At 67.1% G+C, this 22,631-nt stretch carries 21 protein-coding genes; 5 read left to right on the top strand and 16 right to left on the bottom strand.

What is annotated here, in order from left to right; translation table 11 throughout:
- Positions 1-211 precede the first annotated feature (211 nt).
- Positions 212-2,323, bottom strand: coding sequence for a phenylacetic acid degradation bifunctional protein PaaZ (gene paaZ / locus WHH00_RS03275; RefSeq protein WP_406636493.1), 2,112 nt, complete (start codon positions 2,321-2,323; stop codon positions 212-214).
- A gap of 168 nt (positions 2,324-2,491) precedes the next feature.
- On the opposite strand from paaZ, the gene WHH00_RS03270 reads away from it, so the two are divergent.
- The gene (locus WHH00_RS03270) at positions 2,492-2,941 is read left to right on the top strand and encodes a PaaI family thioesterase (RefSeq protein ID WP_406636491.1); all 450 of its coding nucleotides are present in this window, start codon (positions 2,492-2,494) and stop codon (positions 2,939-2,941) included.
- 59 nt (positions 2,942-3,000) lie between these two features.
- Here WHH00_RS03270 and WHH00_RS03265 read toward each other — a convergent pair whose 3' ends face one another.
- Both WHH00_RS03265 and WHH00_RS03260 read right to left on the bottom strand, forming a co-directional pair.
- Positions 3,001-5,076 carry a S1 family peptidase gene (locus tag WHH00_RS03265; RefSeq protein ID WP_406636489.1) on the bottom strand — a complete coding sequence of 692 codons (2,076 nt, stop codon included), beginning with the start codon at positions 5,074-5,076 and terminating at the stop codon, positions 3,001-3,003.
- Positions 5,073-5,771: a tyrosine-protein phosphatase gene (locus tag WHH00_RS03260; protein WP_406636487.1), complete on the bottom strand. Its 699-nt coding sequence runs from the start codon at positions 5,769-5,771 to the stop codon at positions 5,073-5,075. Before WHH00_RS03260 ends, WHH00_RS03265 begins: the two co-directional genes overlap by 4 nt.
- 118 nt (positions 5,772-5,889) lie before the next feature.
- Here WHH00_RS03260 and WHH00_RS03255 point away from each other — a divergent pair, with 118 nt between their 5' ends.
- On the top strand, positions 5,890-6,720 hold the full coding sequence (locus WHH00_RS03255) for an SGNH/GDSL hydrolase family protein (RefSeq protein ID WP_406636485.1): 831 nt from the start codon (positions 5,890-5,892) through the stop codon (positions 6,718-6,720).
- Between the two features lie 10 nt (positions 6,721-6,730).
- On the opposite strand, the gene WHH00_RS03250 is transcribed toward WHH00_RS03255, so the two are convergent.
- Positions 6,731-7,339 carry a GNAT family N-acetyltransferase gene (locus tag WHH00_RS03250; protein ID WP_406636483.1) on the bottom strand — a complete coding sequence of 203 codons (609 nt, stop codon included), beginning with the start codon at positions 7,337-7,339 and terminating at the stop codon, positions 6,731-6,733.
- 75 nt (positions 7,340-7,414) lie between these two features.
- Between WHH00_RS03250 and WHH00_RS03245 the strand changes: the two genes are divergently transcribed.
- Positions 7,415-7,648: a DUF6480 family protein gene (locus WHH00_RS03245; protein WP_104182600.1), complete on the top strand. Its 234-nt coding sequence runs from the start codon at positions 7,415-7,417 to the stop codon at positions 7,646-7,648.
- Positions 7,649-7,657: 9 nt separating this feature from the next.
- Here the strand turns inward: WHH00_RS03245 and WHH00_RS03240 are convergent, their stop codons facing one another.
- The 5 genes from WHH00_RS03240 to WHH00_RS03220 all read right to left on the bottom strand — a co-directional run bounded on the left by WHH00_RS03240 (position 7,658) and on the right by WHH00_RS03220 (position 11,893).
- Positions 7,658-8,530 carry a 3-hydroxyacyl-CoA dehydrogenase family protein gene (locus WHH00_RS03240; protein WP_406636480.1) on the bottom strand — a complete coding sequence of 291 codons (873 nt, stop codon included), beginning with the start codon at positions 8,528-8,530 and terminating at the stop codon, positions 7,658-7,660.
- Positions 8,527-9,387, bottom strand: a complete 861-nt coding sequence (locus WHH00_RS03235) for an enoyl-CoA hydratase/isomerase family protein (protein ID WP_406636478.1) — start codon at positions 9,385-9,387, stop codon at positions 8,527-8,529. Before WHH00_RS03235 ends, WHH00_RS03240 begins: the two co-directional genes overlap by 4 nt.
- On the bottom strand, positions 9,387-10,613 hold the full coding sequence (locus WHH00_RS03230) for a thiolase family protein (RefSeq protein ID WP_406636476.1): 1,227 nt from the start codon (positions 10,611-10,613) through the stop codon (positions 9,387-9,389). The genes WHH00_RS03235 and WHH00_RS03230 overlap by 1 nt, the downstream gene beginning before the upstream one ends.
- A 144-nt stretch (positions 10,614-10,757) precedes the next feature.
- Positions 10,758-11,435, bottom strand: coding sequence for a pentapeptide repeat-containing protein (locus WHH00_RS03225; protein WP_406636474.1), 678 nt, complete (start codon positions 11,433-11,435; stop codon positions 10,758-10,760).
- Positions 11,435-11,893: an SRPBCC family protein gene (locus WHH00_RS03220; RefSeq protein WP_406636472.1), complete on the bottom strand. Its 459-nt coding sequence runs from the start codon at positions 11,891-11,893 to the stop codon at positions 11,435-11,437. Before WHH00_RS03220 ends, WHH00_RS03225 begins: the two co-directional genes overlap by 1 nt.
- Before the next feature lie 140 nt (positions 11,894-12,033).
- Between WHH00_RS03220 and WHH00_RS03215 the strand changes: the two genes are divergently transcribed.
- Positions 12,034-12,210, top strand: a complete 177-nt coding sequence (locus tag WHH00_RS03215; protein ID WP_350002805.1) for a CsbD family protein — start codon at positions 12,034-12,036, stop codon at positions 12,208-12,210.
- A gap of 177 nt (positions 12,211-12,387) precedes the next feature.
- Here the strand turns inward: WHH00_RS03215 and WHH00_RS03210 are convergent, their stop codons facing one another.
- Complete coding sequence (locus WHH00_RS03210; RefSeq protein ID WP_406638478.1) at positions 12,388-13,443, bottom strand: DNA polymerase IV; 1,056 nt, start codon at positions 13,441-13,443, stop codon at positions 12,388-12,390.
- A 206-nt stretch (positions 13,444-13,649) separates the two neighbouring features.
- Here WHH00_RS03210 and WHH00_RS03205 point away from each other — a divergent pair, with 206 nt between their 5' ends.
- Entirely contained in the window at positions 13,650-14,585 is a 936-nt protein-coding gene (locus tag WHH00_RS03205; protein ID WP_406636470.1) for a hypothetical protein, read from the top strand.
- Positions 14,586-14,807: 222 nt separating this feature from the next.
- Here the strand turns inward: WHH00_RS03205 and WHH00_RS03200 are convergent, their stop codons facing one another.
- The 6 genes from WHH00_RS03200 to WHH00_RS03175 all read right to left on the bottom strand — a co-directional run bounded on the left by WHH00_RS03200 (position 14,808) and on the right by WHH00_RS03175 (position 22,630).
- Complete coding sequence (locus WHH00_RS03200; protein ID WP_406636468.1) at positions 14,808-16,268, bottom strand: amino acid permease; 1,461 nt, start codon at positions 16,266-16,268, stop codon at positions 14,808-14,810.
- Between the two features lie 181 nt (positions 16,269-16,449).
- Entirely contained in the window at positions 16,450-16,794 is a 345-nt protein-coding gene (locus tag WHH00_RS03195; protein WP_406636466.1) for a Rieske (2Fe-2S) protein, read from the bottom strand.
- Entirely contained in the window at positions 16,791-19,319 is a 2,529-nt protein-coding gene (gene nirB, locus WHH00_RS03190) for a nitrite reductase large subunit NirB (RefSeq protein ID WP_406636464.1), read from the bottom strand. Before nirB ends, WHH00_RS03195 begins: the two co-directional genes overlap by 4 nt.
- On the bottom strand, positions 19,319-19,666 hold the full coding sequence (locus WHH00_RS03185; RefSeq protein WP_350002811.1) for a molybdopterin oxidoreductase: 348 nt from the start codon (positions 19,664-19,666) through the stop codon (positions 19,319-19,321). The genes nirB and WHH00_RS03185 overlap by 1 nt, the downstream gene beginning before the upstream one ends.
- 140 nt (positions 19,667-19,806) lie before the next feature.
- On the bottom strand, positions 19,807-21,576 hold the full coding sequence (locus tag WHH00_RS03180) for an ABC-F family ATP-binding cassette domain-containing protein (RefSeq protein WP_406636461.1): 1,770 nt from the start codon (positions 21,574-21,576) through the stop codon (positions 19,807-19,809).
- 184 nt (positions 21,577-21,760) lie between these two features.
- Positions 21,761-22,630, bottom strand: coding sequence for a metal ABC transporter permease (locus tag WHH00_RS03175; RefSeq protein ID WP_406636459.1), 870 nt, complete (start codon positions 22,628-22,630; stop codon positions 21,761-21,763).
- Position 22,631: the final 1 nt, after the last annotated feature.

The raw sequence follows: 22,631 nt of genomic DNA, 5'->3' as shown, positions 1-22,631 counted from the left end.
AAACGCTCTATCACTCCATGCCGGCTAATCCCCAACGCTCCATCACTCCATGCCGGAAACTCCCCAACCCTCTATCACTCGATGCCGGCTAATCCCCAACGCTCCATCACTCCAGGGGAGAAAGTGAGAGAGCGCCGTCCAAAATGCCGAATGTAGTGAGAGAGCGTCACGCCAAAACGCACATCAAGTGAGAGAGCGTGCCGGGTGGGGGTTACTTGGCTACGAGGGTGAGGACGTCGTAGGTGGCCACGATTTCGTCGTTCTGGTTGGTCAGGACGGCATCCCAGGCCACCTCGCCGTATTCGTCGGTCTCGCGCGGGGTGATCTTCTTGGCGGTCAGCGTTACCCGGATGGAGTCACCCGCCGCAACGGGGGTGATGAACCGCAGGTTTTCCAGGCCGTAGTTGGCCAGCACGGGACCCGGAGCAGGCTCCACGAACAGGCCGGCACCCCAGGCCAGCAGGAGGTAGCCGTGCGCCACGATGCCCGGGAAGAACGGGTTGGCTTCCGCGGCCTCGTGGTTGGTGTGGGCGTAGAAGGTGTCACCGGTGGAGTTGGCAAAGGCGGTGATGTCCTCCAGGGTGACCTGGCGAAGTTCGGACCGGACGGCGTCGCCGATCCGCAACGTCTCCAGGGACTTCCGGAACGGGTGGGTCCCCTCCGTCTCAACGGTAAAGTTCCGGTTGGCACCGGCATGCCAAACGCCCGTGACGGCGGTGAGCATGTTCGGTGAACCCTGGATGGCGGTGCGCTGCATGTGGTGCATCACCGAACGGATGCCGCCCAGCTCCTCACCGCCGCCGGCCCGGCCGGGCCCGCCGTGGACCAGGTGCGGCACGGGCGAGCCGTGGCCCGTCGACGAACGGGCGTCCTCGCGGTTGAGCATCAGCACGCGGCCGTGGTGGGCGGCGATGCCGGTCACCAGTTCGCGGGCCACCGACGGATCGTTGGTGCACACCGACGCCACCAGGGAGCCGCCGCCGCGGGCGGCGAGGCGGACGGCGTCGGCAAGGTCCTTGTAGCCGATCACCGAAGACACGGGGCCGAACGCCTCCAGGGAGTGGACTTCCTCCGCTTCGGGGTCCTGCCAGTTCAGCAGCACGGGCGCCATGAACGCGCCGCCGTCCACCACGCCCGTGGATCCATCCGCGGACGTGACCGACGGCGAATCCAGCGTGCCGTACGCAAGCTCACCGCCGGCGTCGAGCATTGACTGGACAGCAGCGCGCACGTCCTCGAGCTGCTCCACGGAGGCGAGCGCGCCCATGGTGACGCCCTCCGCGCGGGGGTCGCCCAGGACCACGCGCTCCTGGATGCGCTTGCCGATGGCGGCGGACACAGCCGGAACCATCTCCTGCGGCACGATGGCGCGGCGGATAGCCGTGCATTTCTGGCCCGCCTTCGCCGTCATCTCCGTGACAACGGATTTCACGAAGGCGTCGAATTCTGGGGTTCCCTCCACGGCATCCGGACCAAGGATGGCGGCGTTGAGGGAGTCGGTCTCGGACGTAAAGCGGACACCGCCCTGCACCACATTGGGGTGCGACTTCAGGGACAGGGCCGTGGACGCCGAGCCGGTGAAGGCCACCAGGTCGCGGTAGTCCAGGACGTCCAGCAGGCCTCGGACGGAACCGGAAATGAGCTGCAGCGAGCCCTTGGGGAGGATGTTCGATTCAACGATGGCCTTGACCACCGCAGCCGCCACGTACCCGGTGGGAGTGGCGGGCTTGACGATGGTGGGGACGCCGGCGAGGAAGGCCGGGGCGAACTTCTCCAGCATGCCCCAGACGGGGAAGTTGAAAGCGTTGATCTGTACTGCCACGCCCGGGATGCGGGTGTAGATGTGCTCTCCGGCGAAGGAGCCGTCCTTGGACAACACTTCCATGGGCCCGTCCACCACCACCTGGGAGTTGGGAAGCTCGCGGCGGCCCTTGGACCCGAACGTGAAAAGGACCCCGATGCCGCCGTCGATATCAATCATCGAGTCCACCTTGGTGGCTCCGGTCTGGGCGGAGAAGGCGTAGAAGTGCTCGCGCCGGGCATTGAGGTACTGCGCCAGCTCCTTGAGCTTGAGGGCGCGCTGGTGGAAGGTGAACCCGCCGAGTTCCTGCTGGCCTGTGGTGCGGCCATAGTCAACGACGGCGGCCAGGTCCAGCCCCTCCGTGCTCACCTTGGCCAGGACTTCCCCGGTGCTCGCGTCCCGGACAGGCGTTGCGGAAGCTGCCGCTCCGGCGTCGGGCGTCCACCAAGAATCCATGATGAAGCTGGGCACTGTCTCCACGGTGTCCACCGTGGCCTGGGGAGCTGTGGCTGTGGTTGTCATCGTTGACGGGTCCTTCCAACAAAGGGGCAGACAGAAGCGGCCAAAGATTACTGACCGTCCGTTCGGTAATATATTTACCATACATGAATGTGCCCCGCTGCACACTAGGAAGCCTGGTGCACACTGGAGGCCGCATACAGTAATGCCAGCCGCGCAGAAGGAGAACACATGAGCACGCCATCACCGAAAGAGGCAGCAGCGGAGGGCCACCCCGGCAGCGACAAGGAGCTGTGGAAGATCACCCTCGGCGAACTGGACGAGAAAATGGGCGTCAAAATTGTGGAGGAGTCCGTCCAGCGCGTGGTGGCCACCATGCCTGTGGAGGGTAACAGGCAGTCTTTCGGGCTGCTCCACGGCGGGGCGTCCCTGGCCGTGGGTGAAGCGGTGGGTTCCTGGGCGGCCGTGATCCATGCGAGCACACTGGGCAAGACGGCCGTGGGCGTGGACGTCTCGGCCACCCACCACCGCTCAGCAAGGGAAGGGCAGATCACCATCACGGCCACACCCATCCACCTGGGCGGCACGCTCACCACCCACGAGGTGCTCATCACCAACGAGGCCGGTCAGCGGCTCTGCACCCTCCGGATCACCAACCTGCTCATGCGGCGCCACAAGTAGCCCGTTGATCTGTCAGACGGCGCTGTTATTCGCTGGCCCTGGCGCTGCCGGGTTATGGGTCATCCGGCGGTGTCCTGCCTCCGGCGGCGGACTAGCGCCGTCAACAGCGTTCCGACGGCGATCGCCCCGGCAGCAGTGCCCGCTGCGGGGAGCGCGCTGGCACCCGTGTACGCAAGGCCGCCGCTGTCACGGTCCCGGGCGTAGCCGCCTGGCGGGGTGGCAGCAGGCGCAGGTACGACGACGGCGTCCTGGCCGGACGGCGGGGAACTCGCCGGGGACGGGGCCAGGTCAGCCGGGGCCGGGTCAACCGGCACAGTCGCCGGGCTTGCCGGAGGCTCTTCCGGAGCCGGCTGCGCCGGCGGAGCAGGTTCAGTTGGAGCCGGTCCTGCAGGAGCAGCGGGGGCGAACTCAAAGTCCGCAGCACCGGAGGCACTGAACCCGTTCACGGTCTCGGCGGTAAACCGGAGTGTTTCTTTGCCCTCCGGCGCCGGGAAGCTCCAGGTCCCGTCGGCGTTGACCGGGACGTCGAAGGCGTCCTGGCCCTGGATGGTGATCCGGACGTTTGAACCGGCAGCTACGGCGGTGGCAGGGGCTGCCGAAACTTTGCCGCTGATGGCCTGCCCCGGTTCATAGGTGGCGCCGGGCGCGGGAGAAGACACCGCAGGCCTGTTGAGGAAGAGTTCCAGCTGGTAGCCGGGCAGCACGGCCAGGCTGTCCGCCAAGGTGGCCCCCACCGCGAAATTCTCCACCACGTTGCCCTGTTCGTCAGGGGTATCTCCGGCGGCGTGGGTGCCCACGGCGTAATTGCCACTGAGATAGGGGCCGCCGGAATCGCCGCCGCTGGACTGGACGCCATAGGACAGGAAGCCGTTGAACGCCCGCAGGTCGTTGGGGTCCGCAGCATAGCCGGGCCCGGGAACCACAAAGATCCCCACGGCGTCCACCGTGCCGCAGGACCAGGCCGAAGTCCGCCCCGACCGGCAGACCGGCATCCCCGCAACGGGCTCGGCCGTGCCGATGATCTTGACCTCGGATTCCGGCTGGGACACGTCGCCCCAGGTGCTCGCGGCCGGCAGCGGGTCAAGGTCCGCACGGAGGGACTCCACCACCGCAATATCGGTTCCCACGTTCCCTGGATCGCCGGGCTGGAGCGGGTCGTCCACGCTCCCGGGCCGCAGGACCGGACTGTTGCCCGGGCCGCCGAACTGGCTGAAACCGAAGTTCCCGAGCAGCCCGGTCCGGTTGAACTGGAATTCGAGCTCTGCGGTTTCCGCTGCCCCGTCAGAAGCACAGTGGCCTGCCGTAAGGACGGCCGGCAGGCCGGACGGGTCAAACGCCGAAAAGCCCGTGGAACAGATCCAGCCTGTGTCCGCGATGTACCCGGCTCCCCCGCGGACGTCCTCTTCCGGCGCCAGCGGAGTGCCGTCGTCGAGCTCCACGTTGGCGAACCGGGCAACAAATTCCGCCGCCGATTTCTTGCCGAGGCCCGCCGCTTCGGAGCTCCTGACCTCTGCAGCCGCGGTACCGGTGCCTTCCGGTGCCGCTTCCAAAGCGCTGACGCCACCGGTCCGGATGACGAACTTTCCTCCTGAGGTGACCACCGCCTGCAGTCCATGGAGCCCCACCTCGGCCACGTACGCCTGGAACAGCTGCTCCGTGCTCCGCGCCAGCTCGGAACCCGGGTTCGGGGAAACAGGGTTCGGCGAAGCAGGGTCCGGCGCAGCAGGCACGACGGCGCTGGCTGGCGCCTCCAGAACAAGGCCAGGAATGCCGGCGGCGAGCACAGCCACGGCTTCCTGGAGTTCGGGCCCCGTTCCGGACACCACGATCCGCCCATCCTGAATACGGGTGCCCGCATGGCCGGGAACAGTCCGGAGCTGCCCGGCGGCGGCTGCGGCGCGGGAACCAAGTTCCCCGGCCGCGGCAAACTGTTCCGGGGTGAGGCCAAGGTCCCGCTGCACGGCATCGGCAAGGGCAGCGTCCGACAAGGAGGAAGAGCCCGGGCCACCAATAGCCCCCTCCGCCGGAGAAATTTCAGCGTCCGCCCAGCCCGGGGCAGCAGCAACAGCGGAGGTTGCGAGGATTCCCGCAGCCGCGCCCAGGGAAAGGACCCGGCGGAGTGCCTGCCCGCTCACCGGGCCACCCCCGCTCCGCAAAGGGCCAGCACGGCGTTCAGCTCAGCGGCACTGAGGCCGTTGTCCAGCAGGAACGTGCGGGTATCCAGGCTCCGCACGAATTCCGCCACGGCCTCTCCGCGTGCTTCGAGCAGCGGGACCAGCTCCGCCTCGCTGAGATAGCGTTCCAGCGCATGGGGCGGGCCGTGGGTGCGGTAGCGCTCGTTGATGCCGCGGGCTGCACGCCGGTAACTGTCGGCGATGTCCTGACCGGAGTCCCCGGCGAGGTCCTGGACCATGGCCGCCACCATGCCGCTGCGGTCACGGCCCGCCGCGCAGTGGAGCACCACGGCACCGCGGGCAGAGGCTGCCGCAAGTTCACGGAAGACGCCCACCAGCTTGTCCGGGAACAGCCGCGCGTTCTCCGGGTAATGGGCCGGATCATTGAGGTAGGGTCCCGTCACCGCGGTAAAGCGGGGGTGGCCCGGCTCCTCGGTCGGCGCTGAAACCACCACCATCCCGGACCAGGCTGCCCCGCCCACCACGGGATCCGTGTCCCGGCGCTGCGCCTCCGCCGCGTTGCGGAGGTCAATTACCGTGCGGATGCCGTCGTCGTACGCCTGCCGCCAGCCGGCCTCGGTGAGCCATTCGCGCCGGCCCATGCGGTAGACGCCGCCGGCCACATGCCATGCGTTGACAGCACCATCCCAGTCCATGGGCCTGCCCGGTTTCTTCATTCGCACAGCTAATCACACCCGCCACACGAGGCGCATGTCACAGGCAGGTAGTACGGTGGCTCGTACTTGCCTTCTTCCACCATTCAAGGAGAGCCACTTGGGAAACATCACTGCACGACGGCGCCACTCGGCTTTTGCAGCAGGCCTCGCCACCCTAGCCATGGCGGCAGGGCTGGCCACTGTTCCCGCACAGGCCGCGGACAAGACCAAGTACGTTGCCCTGGGAGACTCCTTCGCCGCCGGGCAGGGAGCCGGGCCGTACCTGGATGACTGCTACCGCAGTGACAACACGTATTCAGAGCTCGCTGACGGGGCCAAGGCCATAAAGCTGGTGGTCAACGAGGCCTGCAGTGGAAAGACCACCCAGGATGTGGTGGGCGCCCAGCTGAGCCAGCTGAACAAGAGCACCGAACTGGTGACCATCACCGCCGGCGGCAACAACCTCGGCTTCGGCGCCATCATCACCTATTGCGGCGTGGCCCTGGCAGGTGTGACCCCGGGCGCGGAGTGCGACGCTGCCACGGCCTATGCAGCGGCCCAGCTCGAGAGCGGGCAGCTGTACCGTGACGTAGTGTCGATGATTGAAAGCGTGCAGGCTGCCGCGCCCAATGCCAGGATCGTGGTCACCGGGTACCCGTACCTCCTGGACCCAATCCCGGCTGGCCTGACCGACCCCGCGGCGCTGTTCATCTACCAGGCCACAGAGTTGGCTGACGCCCTGAACGGGGCCATCGCCGCTGCCGCGGGCAGCACCGGGGCAACCTACGTTGACGTGAGATCGGCGTTCCTCGGCCATGGCGCCCTGTCCCCGGATCCGTGGATCAACCTCGGCGGCCCGGGAAACCCTGATAGCTTCCACCCGAATGCCGAGGGCTATGAGGCGTATTACACGGCCCTGAACGACGCCGGCGCCTACTCCGCCGGCTAGCAGGGCTCGTCTAGCCGCGCTTTGCCAGCCGGTACTCCAGGCCCGCCCGGACCATGGGCCACTCGTGCTCCAGGATGGAGAACACCACGGTGTCCCTGAGGAGCCCGTCGCGGGTCCTGGAGTGGTTGCGCAGCACGCCGTCCTGCTTGGCGCCCAGCCGGGCGATGGCCTCGCGCGACTGGTGGTTCAGCCAGTGCGTCCGGAATTCCACGGCCGGGCAGCCCAGCGTCTCGAACGCGTGCCGCAGCAGCAGGAGCTTGGAATCGGGGTTGGTCCCGGTTCCCTGGACGGACGCGGCGTTCCAGGTGGAGCCGATCTCCACCCGGGGCGTCCCGGCGTCGATGTTCATGTAGGTGGTCATCCCGATGATCCGGCCTGGAGCGCCGGTGGCGGGGTCGATCAGCCGGGTGGTGAACGGCAGCATGGATCCCTGCTCCTGCAGGGCGAGGCGGCGCCCGATCTCGTCAGCCATCTCCTCGGGAGCAGGCACGGAGGTGTACCAGAGCCGCCAAAGCTCGCCGTCCCGTGCCGCGTCCACCAGGCCGTCGTGGTGCTCCACGGACAATGGTTCCAGGGTTACATACCTGCCCGTGAGGGTAAGGGGTTCAAGGAAAGTCACGGCACCAGCCTAGGTGCAACCACCAGGGCCGGTTACGCTGGGGACAGCACCAGGACGGCGAGCGAGGGAGTTTACGTGTCAGGAACCAATCCGGACCCGGAGGATGACAAGATCACAGGCCTGGAGCCCGGCGGCGGGGTGCCGCCCGGCGAAACGCCTCCCGGCGAAGGGTCGGTGGCAGGCACCCAGGAACCCAGGCAGAAGGGGTCCGGAAAGGGCCAGCAGATCTTTTGGCTCGGTGCCATCGGGGCCGGCGTCCTGCTGTTCCTCCTCTACTTCATCGGCTACATCGTCGGTTTCTTCGACTGACCCGCATTCCTAGCCGGGCCAGCTGAAGAAGCCCTGGCCGGTCTTCCGCCCCAGTTCGCCCCGGGCCACCTTGTCCTTGAGGATCTGGGGCGGGGCAAAGCGCTCCCCCAGGGTGGAGTGCAGGTATTCTGCGATGCCCAGCCGCACGTCCAGGCCCACGATGTCCGTGGTGCGCAGCGGCCCGGTGGGGTGCTTGTAGCCAAGAACCATGGCGTTGTCGATGTCCTCGGCGGACGCTACGCCTTCCTCCACCATCCGCATTGCCTCCAATGCGATGGCCACGCCCAAGCGTGAGGAGGCAAAGCCGGGGGCGTCATTGACGACGACGGCGGTCTTGCCGAGTGCCTCCACCCACCTCCTCGCTGCGGCAGCGAGCTCCGGTGACGTCTGCCCGCCGAGCACCACCTCGATGAGCGTGGACGCTGGAACGGGGTTGAAGAAGTGCAGTCCGAGGAAATTTCCGGGCCGCTTCAGTTCTCCGGCGAGGCCGTTCACGGACAGTGAAGAGGTGTTGGAGGCCAGGTAGGCGTCCTCGGCCAGCCGCTCCTCGATACCGCGAAGTGACGTGACTTTCAGGTCCCAGTCCTCCGGCACCGCTTCCACCACCAGCTGGCGGTCCTTGAAGTCGTCATAGTCCACGGTCACGGAGAGCCGGGACACCATTTCGTCCAGATTGGCGTCCGTCATGCCCCGTTCAATGCTTTTAGCCGCCGCTGATTCCACGCGCTCACGGGCAGCTTCCGCGGACTGGTCGTCGCGCTCCACCACCAGCACGTCCGCCCCCTTGACCAGGAAGGCGTGGGCGATGCCGGCCCCCATGCGGCCGCCGCCCAGGACGCCAACCCGCGCTGGCAGGCCGGAGGAAAGTTCGGGTGTGTTCATCGGTTCTGTTCTCCGCTCTCGGTGCTCTCGGTGCCGGCCGTGGTTCCGGTGTTTTTGGCAGCGTTGCCGCCGTCCTTGCCGCCGGCTTTCGTGCCGGCCTTCCTGTCCAGGAACTCCTGCATCCGGTCGAACTTGGCCTGGGACTCGAACAGGATCCCCTGCGCCAGCTGGTCGATGACGGGATGCGCTTCCGCAGGGGCGTGGAACACGGACTTGGTGATCCGTACTGCCAGCGGATCCTGCCTGCCGATCCTGTCCGCCAGGCTGTGCGCCGCGTCCATCAGTTCCCCTGCTTCGTGGATCCCGGTGATGAGGTTTACGGCCAGCGCTTCCTCGGCGGTGAGGACCCTGCCCGCCAGGAGGATTTGCTTGGCCACCGGCTCTCCCACCAGTTCCTTCAGCCGCCAGCTGGCACCGGCGGCGGCGAGGATTCCCAGCCCGGTTTCGGGGTTGCCGATGCGGACGCTGGACGTCCCGATCCGGAAGTCCGCCGCGTAGGCCAGTTCTGCACCGCCGCCCAGGCAGTACCCGTCCAGTGCGGCAATCACCGGCATGGGCAGCTTGGCGATGCGGACAAAGATGGTGGAATTGATGCCCTGCAAGGCGTCGTCACGGCGCCGTTCGCGCAGCTGCGCAATATCGGCGCCGGAGGCGAACACCCCCTCCACGCCGGCGAGGATCAGCACCTTGGGGTTCTGCTCCAAGGCGGTGCAGACCACGTGCAGCTCGTCCACCATCTGCTGGTCAATGGCGTTGCGCACCTCGGGCCGGTTCAGCAGCACCACCACCCGGTCGGTACGTTCCTCCACCAGGAGCGTGTGGAACTTCTCGGCCGCCAGGTCCACGGGGCCGGCCATCAGACTTTCTCCAGCAGCATGGCCGTGCCCTGGCCGACGCCGATACACATGGTGGCGAGGCCCATTTTGGCGTCCTCGCGCTCCATCCGTCCCAGCAGGGTGATGGCGATCCGTGAGCCGCTGGAACCGAGCGGGTGCCCCAGGCTGATGGCGCCGCCGTCGTTGTTTACAACGTCCGGGTCCAGGCCCAGGCGCCGGATGCAGGCGAGGGATTGCGTGGCAAAGGCTTCGTTAAGTTCGACGGCGCCGAGGTCGCCCACGCTGTAGCCGCTCCGCTTGAGCACTTTCTGGGTGGCGGGGACGGGGCCGATGCCCATGATTTCCGGCTCGCAGCCGGCGGAGGCGCCGTCGACAATGCGTGCGCGGGGCGTCAGGCCCAGCCTTTCGATGGCGGCTTCAGAGGCCACGATGATGGCCGAGGCGCCGTCGTTCAGCGTTGAGGAGTTGCCTGCGGTGACCACGGAACCTCCGTGCGTGACGGGCTTCAGTCCGGCGAGGACGTCCATGGTGGTGCCTTCGCGGGGGCCCTCATCCGTGTCCACCACGGTCTCGGACTTGCGGGTCCTGACGGTGACGGGGACGATCTCGTCCTTGAACCGCCCGGCGGCGATGGCCGCGAGCGACCGTTCGTGCGACCGCACGGCGAAGGCGTCGGCGTCCTCGCGGGAAATGTTGTCCACGCGGGCCACTTCCTCGGCGGTCTCCGGCATGGAGTAGGTCATTTTGCCGTCGCGGGAAAGTTCGCCCTTCTGGAACAACGGGTTGGCGAATCGCCAGCCGATGGACGTGTCAAAGATGGCGCCCGGCTTTGCGAAGGCCGCGGCGGGCTTTTCCTGCACCCAGGGCGCGCGGCTCATTGATTCCACGCCTCCGGCTATGACGATGTCCGCGGCACCCGACTTGATCATCTGGCTGGCCATGATGATGGCGCTCAGTCCGGACGAGCACAGCCTGTTGACGGTGATCCCCGGGATATGGAGGGGCAGCCCGGCCAGCAGGGTAGCCATGCGGGCCACGTTGCGGTTTTCCTCGCCGGCACCGTTGGCGTTGCCCAGGATGACCTCGTCGATGCTGTCCGGGTCCAGGCCCGCCCGGCTGACCGCCTCCCGGAGCACCAGGGCGGCGAGGTCATCGGGACGGACGGAGGAGAGGCTCCCGCCGTACCTGCCCACCGGCGTTCGTACCCCGCCAACAAGGAAAGCCTGCGGACCTGCGGTTGCAGCCATGGAAACACCCTTCACGCGATAAACAGCACTGTCATCAGCGGCCGGCAGATTACCACTTACCGACCGTTCGTTCTGTAAATAGTACACGGGAGGGTGTGCCGTGGATACGGGGACCTCCCGGCATGCGGGCGGCCCAGACGGGGCTCAGAGGACTTTGAGTCCCACATGGGCCGCCAGCAGGGGCGCCAGGAGGGCAAGCTGGACGTCGTCGATGATCACACCGCCAAGACTGCCGAGTCCGCTGATTCCCCTCAGCTCAGTGCCGCGAATGTCAAAGTCCTGGAGTTTGGCTCCGGTGAAGTCCAGGGATCCGATGGTGCAGTTCTTCAACGCCACCCGCGTTCCAATGGCAGAGCCGAGGTCCAGTTCGTTGATGATGCAGTCGCTGATCAGGACGTCGGTGAGTTTGGCACCCCGGAGGTTCAGGAAGTCGAGTTTGCCGCCGTCGATGCGGACCGACTGCCATCCGCTCTCATGCAGTTCGGCAGAACCCAGGCGGGCATTCCGGATCTCAACCTCCCGCCACGTGGAACGGGCCGCCAGGAAAACCGGTGCGTACAGTTCCACCAGGATGCAGTCACGGAACGTGGAGCCGCGGAGCTGGGCCTCATTAAAGGCCGCCCCCCGGAACTCGCAGTCGATAAAATCCGCGCCACCCAGGTCCAGCCCGTCGGCCGCCACGCGGCTGTACCGCGCGCCGTCGTACCGCCCGCCGCGCTGGAAGTCCGGCTCAGCGACGTCGGTCAGGTTCTCGAGCCGGACAGGCGTAAGGCGCGGTGCGGTGACGCCCGAAGCTGCTGCCCGTGGGACGCGCGGGGCCACTAGATGGATTCCGCCTTGGCCGCGATGTCCGCCAGGTCCTTGCGGAGCGCTTTCCGGGTGGCCGCCATTGCCATCTTGCCGAAAATTGCCATCATGATGCGGGTTGCGGCGGTGGGCTTAAGCATCTCTCCCCCGAACGTCACGCTGAGGTCCGTGCCGCCGTCGCGCGGGGAAAGACTGAACCGGGTGCTGTAGTCGGCGCCGCCCTGGACGGCCTTCACGGTGGTGCCGCGCGGCTGCTCAGCCTGTGCCACCCACATCTCCACCGTCTCCGACCTGCCCATCATCTTCCGGGTCTCCTTCCAGCGCGTTCCTTCCCCGTACGGGCCGTCCGTCAGCAGCTGGACGGACTCCACGCCGGTCAGCGTGGTGGCCGAGCCGGGAATGTCCGTAATGACGGACCATACTTTTTCCGGCGACGCATGGATGTGCTGGCTGAGGCTGATGCTGTGGTCCATGGCTTTGAGCCTAGCCGCGGAGCCGTGCAATCGACAGAACCACGGCGCCACCGGGCGACTTGTGGGGGACTTGAATTAGTAAGCATGCTTCGTGTTAGTGTGAAAATGTTCGATCACCGGAAACGAAAGGAGCCACCATCATGGGCCTCGGAGACAAGATCAGCAACGCAGCGGAAGACATGGGCGGCAAGGCCAAGGAAGCGGCCGGCAACGCCACGGACAACGACCGGCTCAGGGCTGAAGGCCAGGCCGACCAGGTCAAGGCCGACGCCAAGAAGGTCGGCGAAAGCGTCAAGGACGAGTTCAAGCGCGACTAGGTTTTCCTGCGCCGTCCGGCTTGGCCGGAGGCAGGCAGGGCTAACGGCGGCGGATCCCTTTGGATCCGTCGCCGTTCTGCTTGTCCGCGGGCTTCCCCGCCCACACCTTCATCGATTGCTGCAATACTGCCGTTTTGGGGCACCATAACGGCAGATACGCAGCAACCGATGGAGCCGTCACCATCCGCTGCGGGTGGGTGTGTGCCCCTGCCGGGAATCCTCGGGCATCGTCATTTCGGCGCGCAGCCCCAGGAGCCGGATGGGACGGCCCGGTTCAATTTTCGCCGCAAGGTCCAGTGCACGCGCCAGCACTTCCGCTGGGTCCGAGGTTTCCGGCATCTTCCGGGCGTACGTCTTGGTCAGGAACGGCGCGTAGCGGACCTTGAGCGTCAGGCCGATCACCGGCCGCTCCTCGGCAGCGACATCCGCCAGGACGTGTGCCGCCAGTTCCCGGACAGCATCCTCAATCTGCCCGGACCCGGTCAGGTCCTGCTGGAAGGTGGTTTCCCGGCTGTGCCCGCGCGCCACCCAGGGTGTGTCATCGACTGTCCGCGAGCCGTCACCGCGCCCCAGCTGCGCGTACCAGGGCCCCATCTTCGGACCGAACTCCGGGACCAGGTCATCGGGTTTGGCCGCTGCAAGCTGGGCGACGGTCGCGATGCCGAGCTTCGCAAGGCGGGCCGACACCTTCGTCCCCACGCCCCAGAGCTCAATCGTCGGCCGGCTCCCCATGACCTCCAGCCAGTTGCCTTCCGTGAGCCGGAAGACTCCGGCCGGCTTGCCAAACGTCGTGGCCACTTTGGCGCGGACCAGGGTGTCGCCGATGCCCACGCTGCAGTGCAGCCGGGTCTCCTTCAGGACGTCGTGCTGCAGCCGGCGGGCATAGGCCTCCGGATCTTCGGCCTGGATCCCAACAAACGCTTCGTCCCAGCCGAGCACCTGCACCGTAGCGCCCGGTTGCGAGCGCAGCACCGCCATGACTTGTTCGGACGCCGCGAGGTAGGCCGCCTGGTCGACAGGCAGGATGACGGCGTCCGGCACTTTCCGCGCGGCGATGCGCAGCGGCATTCCCGAGCCGACGCCGAAGGCCCGCGCTTCATAGGACGCCGTGGACACCACGGCCCGCTCGGTGGGATCCCCGCGGCCGCCGACAATCAGCGCCTTGCCCGCGAGCTCTGGCCGCCGGAGCACCTCGACGGCGGCGATGAACTGGTCCAGATCCACATGCAGCACCCACGGTTCGTCCACACGCCCAGTCTGCCCCCGCCGGCCGCCCGGCACCACCATCCCAAGCCAGCCATCCGCCGTCGTAATCGCCGGAACGGTGCCCTCACGCTGAACCGCTCCAGCGGCCGGGCAGCCTTCCGGCGTCTGCGGGGCTTTCCACATAACGACGGCGGCACCTGGCTACGGCGTCTCCCTCACCGGAGGCTGGGTGGATGACACAACTACCCGCACTATTGCCGCAGCTGCCAGCCACTGGAAACCTCTGGCGCACTGACCAACTGCATGCCGGCGGGCTTAACTCGCGGGCCATTCGGCATTTGGTCAAAAGCGGCGGCCTGGTCCGCCTCAGGTACGGCTGCTACATTCGGGGCTGCCTTTGGGAGAAGCAGTCTCCCAGAGTCCGCAGCCTGCAGCTGATCCATGCGCACGCGCACGGGACGCTGACCACATCAACGGGAAACTTCGTTTACAGCCACACCTCAGCCGCCCGCCTGCACGGCCTCTTCCTGTGGAACACGGACGACCTGGTTCATGTCCTGCTCCGGGTGCGGCCCTCCAGCGAGCGCCTTGGGAAGGATGTCCGCGGGCATACCCGGCCGTATGCGGATGCCGAAGCCATAACCCTCGGCCGGTTGAGGGTCACCTCGCTTGAGCGGACAGTGGTGGACTGCGCCCTGATGCTCGAGTACCGGCAGGCGCTGGTGCTGGTGGACCATGCGCTCAGGCTTGGCGCCGATCTCGAGGTCATTAACGCTGCGGCTGACAGCCTTGCGGGCCGCAACGGGGTAAGGAACCTTCGCCGGGCGCTGGCCAACGCCGATAGCCGCGCGGAATCCGCCGGGGAAACCCTTACCCGGGAGCTTTTGGTACGGCTGAAGCTGCCTCTGCCCGAGGCGCAGGTTGAGGTCCAGAGCCGCGTGGGCCGGCATCGCCTTGACTTCGCGTGGAGGGAGAAGAAGGTGGCCCTCGAATTCGACGGGAAGGTCAAGTATTTCGACTACGAACCAACCGGCGAAGTCCTCTACCAGGAGCGGCGCCGGGAGAAGGCACTCACTGAAGACGGGTGGCTCTTCGTCCGCGTGGAGTGGAAGGACCTGTTCCTGGAGCACGAGTTCAAGAACCGGATCCTCGCAGCCCTCCGGCGCTGAGCCCGGTCCCCACGACGCGACGGCAGCCAAATCGCTGGAACGGTGCCCGGACGCCGGAGCGTTCGGGCGACCGTGCAGCCTTCCGGCGATCGCGGGGGCGGGGCGGCGGCGGGTGCGGCGGCGGGGGCGGGGCGGGGCAGCAGGAACGCCCGGGAGACGCCGACGGCGGGACTCCCCTCCCAAGGGGCGTCCCGCCGTCGTCCGTACTGCTCGGGCAGACCGTCAGCTGTACAGGGCGTTCTTCGGTTCGTTGGCCTTGACCTTCTGCCAGCCCAGCCATAGGAGCAGGGCGAAGAACGGGATGGTGGCCAGGGTCCACAAGCCCAGGTGGAACACCTCACCGGTCTTGCTGGTCATGGTGTCGAAGCCGATCAGCACCGTGATGGCCAGGAGGGCAACCAGGCCCACCCAGCTGCTGGCAGCGCCGCCCGGCGCAGGCAGGGAGGAGACGTTGCCCTTCTTCTTGCGCAGGGCGATCTGGCTGGCGAAGATGGCGCCCCAGGTGAAGATCACGCCGATGGATGCCGAGTTCAGCGCCAGGTCGAAGGCGTGCGAACCGCCCAGCCAGATGTTGAGCATGATGCCCGCCAGGTAGACCGCGCCGATGGCCAGGATGGCGGCGTACGGCACGTGGTTCTTGGACATCCTTGTCAGCCATTCCGGTGCATGCCCGTTGTTGGCCATGGTCCGGAAGATCCGGCCGATCGAGTACAGGCCGGAGTTGCAGGAGGACAGCGCGGCGGTAATGACGATCATGTTCATGACATCGCCCATCCAGCCGAGGCCCATCTGGCCGAACACGGTAACGAACGGCGAGGTGCCGGCCACGTACTGGTCCGATGGCAGCAGCATGGCCAGGAGGGTCACGGAGCCGACGTAGAACACCACAATGCGGAACACGACGGCGCGGATCGCCTTGGGCACTTCCTTGGCCGGGTCCTGCATTTCGCCGGCCGTGATGCCCACCAACTCAATGCCGTTGTAGGCGAAGATCACGGCGTTCAGGACCAGGATCATCACCAGGGCACCCTTGGGGAACATCCCGCCTTCGGCTGCGAAGAGGTTGCTGACCGATGCGTTGCCGTCGCCCACCTGGGCGTTGGTGATAACCATGAAGGTGCCCACGGCCAGGAAGATCACAATGGCGCCCACCTTGAGGCAGGAGGCCCAGAACTCGAACTCGCCGAACGCCTTGACGCTCATGAGGTTGACGCCCACCAGGAGCAGCAGCGCGGCGATGGCGGACAGCTCAACGGGCACGTTGGGGAAGAAGAACTGGAAGTACAGGCCAATGGCGATGAGCTCTGCAATGCCGGTCATGGCCCAGTTGATGAAGTACATCCAGCCGGACAGGTAGGCGCCCTTTTTGCCGAACATTTCGCCGGCATAGCTCACGAACGAACCCGACGTCTGGCGGTACATGATGAGTTCGCCAAGGGCGCGCATCAGCAGGTAGGCGATGACGCCGGCGATGGCGTAGGAGAAGATCAGGGCCGGGCCCGTGGAGGCCAGGCGGCCGCCGGCACCCATGAAGAGGCCGACGCCGATGGCGCCGCCCATGGCGATCATGGTGACCTGGCGCCCGCTTAGGGACTTCTTGTAGCCCTCGGCGCTGAGGGTGGGGTCGACGGCGGCGGATGGTGCCGTGGGGTTGTGGACATCTGCGGGGGTACTTTGAGGCACAACTGTTCCTTGTGGGTTGGCGGGTTGGCCGCATCCGGGACAGCGATGATTCCGCCCCCAAAATTCGGCGATCTGCCTCATGGGCATCCGAATGTGAGCGGAATCTCTCGTGGCGCCGAAGCTTCGCGCGGCTCGTCTATCTTACAAGACCCGCCGGGGTGCTACGTGACCCGCACTACACCTACCCTTTCTCGAGCACCAGGTTCTGCTCACCGTCCACGCTCACGCGGTAGGCCCGGAGCGGCTCGGTACCGGTGGTGGAGCAGCCGCTGGCAAGGTCGAACGCGTGCTGGTGCAGCGGGCAGATCACCTGCTGGCGGTCGATGGTGCCGTCCGCGATGGGGCCGCCCCGGTGCGGGCAGACTGCTGCGAGCGCCCGCACGGTTCCGTCCCGCAGCCGGAACACGGCCACCTGTTCACCAGCCACCGCGAACGCCCTGCCCTCGCCCAGCGGGATCTGGTCCACGGGGCCAAGGGTGTGGGACGTTGTGGCTGGTCCGGGGACGTTTATTGCACCGGCGTTCATTGGACCGGCACCTGCGGAAGGACCGTCAGCGGCAGCGAGGTCCTGAACTGGCCGGGCGTCTGCGGATCCGCGCGTTCGCTCCACGGATCCACGTAGCTGTCCACGGACGCCTGCATCGCGGCATCCAGCTGCGCCGCGATCCCGTGGGCGTCATCGACGATCACCGCGCGGAGGTGCTCTATGCCCACCCGGGGCACAAACGAGTAGGTCCGCTCCAGCCAGTTGGCGTGTTCGCGGTAGTACTGCATGAAGCGCCCGGTGAGGACCTTCACATCTTCGGGATCGTCAACGGTGGCCAGGAGGTCGCCTTTGCGGATGTGGGCACCGGCCGCTCCGCCAACGTAGATTTCCCAGCGGCCTCCTTCCACGGCCACCACGCCCACGTCCTTCACCAGGGATTCCGCGCAGTTGCGGGGGCAGCCGGAGACAGCCAGCTTCAGCTTGGCCGGCGACTCGATGCCCTGGAACCGGGATTCGATCTCGATGCCCAGCTTGGTGGAATCCCCCGTGCCGTAACGGCAGAAGTCCTTCCCAACGCAGGTCTTCACGGTCCGGAAGCTCTTGCCGTAGGCGTACCCGGACGGCATGTCCAGATCGGCCCAGACCTGCGGCAGGTCCTCCTTGGGGATGCCCAGCAGGTCGATCCGCTGGCCGCCGGTGAGCTTGATCAGCGGCACATTGTGCTTCTCCGCCACATCCGCGATCCGGCGCAACTGCTGCACGGACGTGACCCCGCCCTTCATCTGCGGCACCACGGAGAACGTGCCGTCCCGCTGGATGTTGGCGTGCACCCTGTCGTTGATGAAGCGGGCATCACGTTCGTCGATGTACTTGTCCGCGAGCATCATCTTGAGCAGGGAGGCCAGGCCCATTTTGGACTTCGCGTCCTCGACGCCGCCCGGGGCCAGCGCCTGGAACACGGCGGAGACGGACCGGAGCCCGCGCTGCCGGATCTCGGCCATGAGAGCAGCCTTGTCCAGGGGGATGCCCGGAACGTAGTAGGCGGCAGCGGGGTCCTCCTCCACGGCACCGTCCGCTGCCCACTCCACCACCTGCTTCACCAGGAGCTTGCAGGAGCCGCAGCCTTTTCCGGCCCGGGTGGCGTCCATGGCCCCGGACACCGACGTGCAGCCGCCCTTCACGGCCGCGGCCAGGTCCTTCTTGCTGACGCCGTTGCAGTTGCAGACCTGGGCGTCGTCATCCAGCTCTGCCACGCCCACGTCCTCCCCGGGGGTCCCGAGATCGAACATCAGGCCGATCCGCTCCTCGGGCAGGGGCGTGCCGCGGTCGTAGGCCTGGGTCAGGAAGGCCACCTTGCGGCTGTCGCCTAGCAGGGTGGCACCCACCATCTTGTTGTCGCGGACCACGATGGATTTGAAGACCCCGCGGCTGGGTTCGGAGAAGACGATGTGCTCGTCGGTGTCCAGCTCCGGCCCCTGCAGGCCCATGGAGGCGACCTCGACCCCCGCCACCTTGAGTTTGGTGGCAGTCCGCGACCCCAGGTATGCAGCGCTGGTGTCCGCACCGGTGACATGGTTTGCGAGCACCACCGCCTGCTCCCACAGCGGCGCCACCAGGCCGTACACCTCACCGCGGTGCTGGACGCACTCCCCCACGGCGTAGATGTGGTCCTCGTCCTGCACGCGGAGCCTGTCATCCACCACGATGGCCCGCTCCACCGGAAGTCCGCTGAGGACGGCCAGGTCCACGTTGGGCCGGATCCCGGCTGCCACCACCACCATGTCGCACTGGATGTCCGGGCGGTCGCGGAGGCTGACGCCGGCCACCCTGTCCCTGCCGAGCACTGCCGTGGTCCGGCAGCCCGTCAGTACCCCGATGCCCAGGGCCTCAACGCTCCGGCGGAGCACCGCACCGCCGTCGGGCCCCATCTGCGCGCTCATCAGGTGGCTCCCCGAGTGGACCACGTCCACCCCCAGCCCGAAGCTGCGCAGCCCCGCGGCCGCCTCCAGCCCCAGGAGGCCGCCGCCGACCACCACCGCATGCCGGTGGTGGTCATTCCGGGCGTGCTCTGCCATTTTGCGGGTGTCGTCGATGGTGCGGAAGCCGAAGACGCCCGGCTTGACCGAACCGCCCGGCGTGTAGAGGCCGTCCATCGGCGGCAGGTGCGGGCGGCTGCCCGTGGCGATGATCAGGGTGTCGTAGGGCGTCACCCGGCCGTCGCTGGAAAACACGTGTTTGGCGAACCGGTCGATCCTGTCTGCCCGGACGCCGGCGTGCAGTGTGATGCCGTTGTCCTCGTACCAGGACAGCGGGTTGAGGAAGATGTCCGCATCGCTTTCCTCGCCCGAAAGGACGTGGCTGAGCATGATCCGGTTGTAGTTTCCGTAGGGCTCGTCCCCGAACATGGTGATGGTGAACTGGTCCGCCCCGCCCCTGGCCAGGATTTCCTCCACGGCACGGGCTCCGGCCATCCCGTTCCCGATGACCACCAGGCGCCGGCGGGTGTCCCGGCTGCGTGCCCGGCTGCCGGGCCGGGTTTGTGCCCGTTCGGCCACGCTGGTCATCAGTGCTCCACCATGCCCAGGTCAATGACCACGGTGCCGTTGACGCCTTCCGGCGCGGCCAGGTACAGCTCGACGGCGGAACCGCCTTCGATGTCTTCCACCACCCGCAGCGGGACGTGGACGTCGCTCTTGGCGCCGATGGGGAAGTACCGCATGGGCACGCCGTTGCGCATCAGCACCACGGCGATGAGTTCCCCGCTGGAGTTTCCGCCGCGGAAGTACAGCGCCTGGTTGACGACGCCGTCCGGGACGTAGTGCGAGAGCTCGCTATGCAGGGGCACGGGTTTCTCCATCCCCAAGCCCTGGAAGTGGTAGATGCCCTGCAGGAAAAGGTTCTTGGTGATCACGGGCAGATCCTTTCGGCCGGCGGAACGACGAGCATGGCCCTATCTTCCGCCGCCGATGTTTCCGCCTGCCGGTCCCCCGGTAAAGAATGCTTAACGCAAACCTCACCGGGTGTAAGGCATGCATTCCGCCAACCCTGCCGCTAAACCGGCGCGAGCACACCCTTGTCCATGGAATAGCGCGTCCAGCGTCCGACGGCGGTGTTCCCGGCCAGGGTGCCTTCCGCGCCTCCGGCCACACCACGGCTTCGCCGCGTGCAGGCCGCGAACCACTCCCGCAGGGCGCGGTCGTGGCTGACCACCACCAAGGTCCCGGCAAACCCTGCAAGGGCCGCCTCCAGCTGCTCCACCAGCACGGGCGCCAGGTGGTTGGTGGGTTCGTCCACAATCAGGGTGCTGTAGCCGCCCAGCAGCAGCCGGGCCAGGGCCAGCCTGCGCTGCTGGCCGGCGGACAAGCTGCCTACGGGCACGTGGAACTCGCTGGTGCGGAAGAGTCCGAGGCGGAGGAGGGCCTCGGCGTGCTCGTCGATGTTGCCTCCCAGGCCTGCGGCAAAGGCCGGCAGCAAGCGCAGTGAGGGCCGCTGCGGCAGCTCCAACTCCTGCTGCAGGTAGCCGACGCGTTCGGGGCGCGTGACGGAGCCGGCTGCTGGTTCCAGGGTTCCGGCGAGGATGGAGAGCAGCGTGGACTTGCCCGCGCCGTTGGGCCCGGTGATCAGGATCTTCTCCCCGGCGCCCGCCTGGAAGTCGGTGGTTTCCAGCCGGCCTGGCATGCTCACGCCCCGGACAGCCAGCACCGGTACACGTGGCCGCGTCCCACCAGGCTCAGCCGCACTTCTCTCCGGCGCACCAGGCTCCGGCATCCCGAACGGATCCATCCCGGACGCGGCAGCCCCCGGGTCCACGGCCAGGCTGGCGTTAAGCCGCAAGGGTACCGGCGGCCGGTCCACCGGGCTCGCTTCGAGGCGGCGCAGGCGTTCCTGGGCATTCCGAACCTGGCTGCTGGCGGCCTTCTGCCAGGTTCCGGCCTTGAAGTCGAAACCCATCTTGTCGCCGTCGCGCTTGCGGCCATACCCCATGGTCCCGGCAACAGTCTCGGCCTGCCGTTTCTCGGACTCCATCGCATCAATCCAGGTGTGGTACTGCTGGACCCAGCGTGCGCGTTCGGCTGCCTTTTCCCGGAGGTAGCCGTCGTAGCCGTTGCCGTAGCGGGTCACGGCGCGGCGCTCGGCATCCACTTCGATGATGGTGCTGGCCACCTTGCGGAGGAGCACCCGGTCATGGGACACCACCACAACGGTGCCGCGGTGGGCTGCCAGCCGGTCCTCCAGCCAGGCCGTTCCGCGCGCGTCCAGGTGATTGGTGGGTTCGTCCAGGAGCAGGATGTCCGCTGGATCGGCCAGGACACACGCCAGAGCCACTCGTTCCTGTTCCCCGCCGGACAGCGATCCCAGGAGCCGGCCCCGGTCCAGGCCGCCCAGGCCCAGCCGGTCCAGCGCTGCCTCCACCCGCGACTCGGCTGCGTAGCCTTCGCGCAGCTGGTACTCCGTCTGGAGCCTGCCGTAGGTTTCCAGCTCGTCGTCGTCGGCGTCGGCCAGCCCTGCCTCCAGCCGGTCAAGCTCCGCTTCGATGGCCCGCAGGGCGGCCAGGGAAGCGTCGATGGCGGAGCCCACTGTGAAGGATTCCGGCAGGCCATGGGCTTGGGCGAGATAACCCACCCGGCCATGGATCCCAGCCGTGCCTTCGTCGGGGGTTTCTAGGCCGGCCAGGAGCCGCAGCAGGGTGGATTTGCCGGCACCGTTTTCGCCGACGACGGCCACGTGTTCGCCGGGGGTGATGGCCAGGTTGATGCGGTCCAGCAGCAGCCTGTCTCCATAGCCGTGGGAGACGCCGGAAAGGGTCAGGTGTTCAGTCAAAGGAAGTCCTCGCAAAGTTCCGCAGTGTGGCCGCGGGCCGGACCGGGATTTCGGTCCTCGGTGGCGGCCCTGGATTCGGGAAAGCAGCCCGGCGTGGCCGGCTGCTGACTAGGACTTCATCGCTCCAGCCTGCCCGCCGCCGGTGGCCGAGTCAAGCGGCCGCTGCCGAGTCAGGCACCGGCAGTCAGGCAGCGGCGAGCGCGGCGGCCTTCCTGCGCCGTGCCTTGGCCAGACGGGTTCCGATCAGGCCCTGCCGCGGGCTGAAGAGGTAGACGACGGCGAAGACCACACCCTGCGTGAGCACCACCATGGCGCCGGAAGCCGTGTCCAGGTAGTAGCTGAGGTAGATGCCGGTGATCGAGCAGAGCGCCGAAACCACCGGCGCGATGACCAGCATCCGGGAGAACCGGTCCGTCAGCAGGTAGGCCGTGGCGCCGGGAATGATCAGCATGGCCACCACCAGCACCACGCCCACGGTCTGCAGCGCCACCACGGAGGTCAGGGCAAGCAGGCCCAGCAGGAGTGCCCCGAGCCTTTGGGGCGAGAGCCCGATCGCGTGGGCGTGGGTGGGATCGAAGGCATAAAGCGTGAGGTCCCGCCGCTTGAGGATCAGGATGGCAAAAGCCACCACGCCCAGCACCAGGACCTGGATCAGGTCCGGGATGCTGACGCCCAGAAGGTTGCCGAAGATGATGTGGTTCAGGTCCGTCTGGCTGGGGGTGACGGAGATCAGCACCAGGCCCAGGGCAAACAGGGAGGAGAACACGATGCCGATCGCGGCGTCCTCCTTTACCCGGCTGGTATTTCGGACCACCCCGATCAGGGTCACCGCAATCAGCGCGAACACCAGCGCACCCAGTGCAAACGGTGCGCCCACGATGTAGGCGAGCACGACGCCGGGCAGGACGGCATGCGAGACGGCGTCGCCCATCAGGGACCAGCCGATCAGCACCAGCCAGCAGCTGAGCACGGCGCAGACGACGGCGGCGAGGGCCGTAGTGACGATGGCCCGGATCATGAAGTCATAGCTGAGGGGTTCGAGGAGGAGTTCCATC

Origin of the sequence: Pseudarthrobacter quantipunctorum (genome assembly GCF_045291495.1) — a bacterium.
Classification (GTDB): domain Bacteria; phylum Actinomycetota; class Actinomycetes; order Actinomycetales; family Micrococcaceae; genus Arthrobacter; species Arthrobacter quantipunctorum.
Note: the sequence above shows the minus strand (reverse complement) of the source record. Positions and strands in the feature narration are given on the sequence as shown.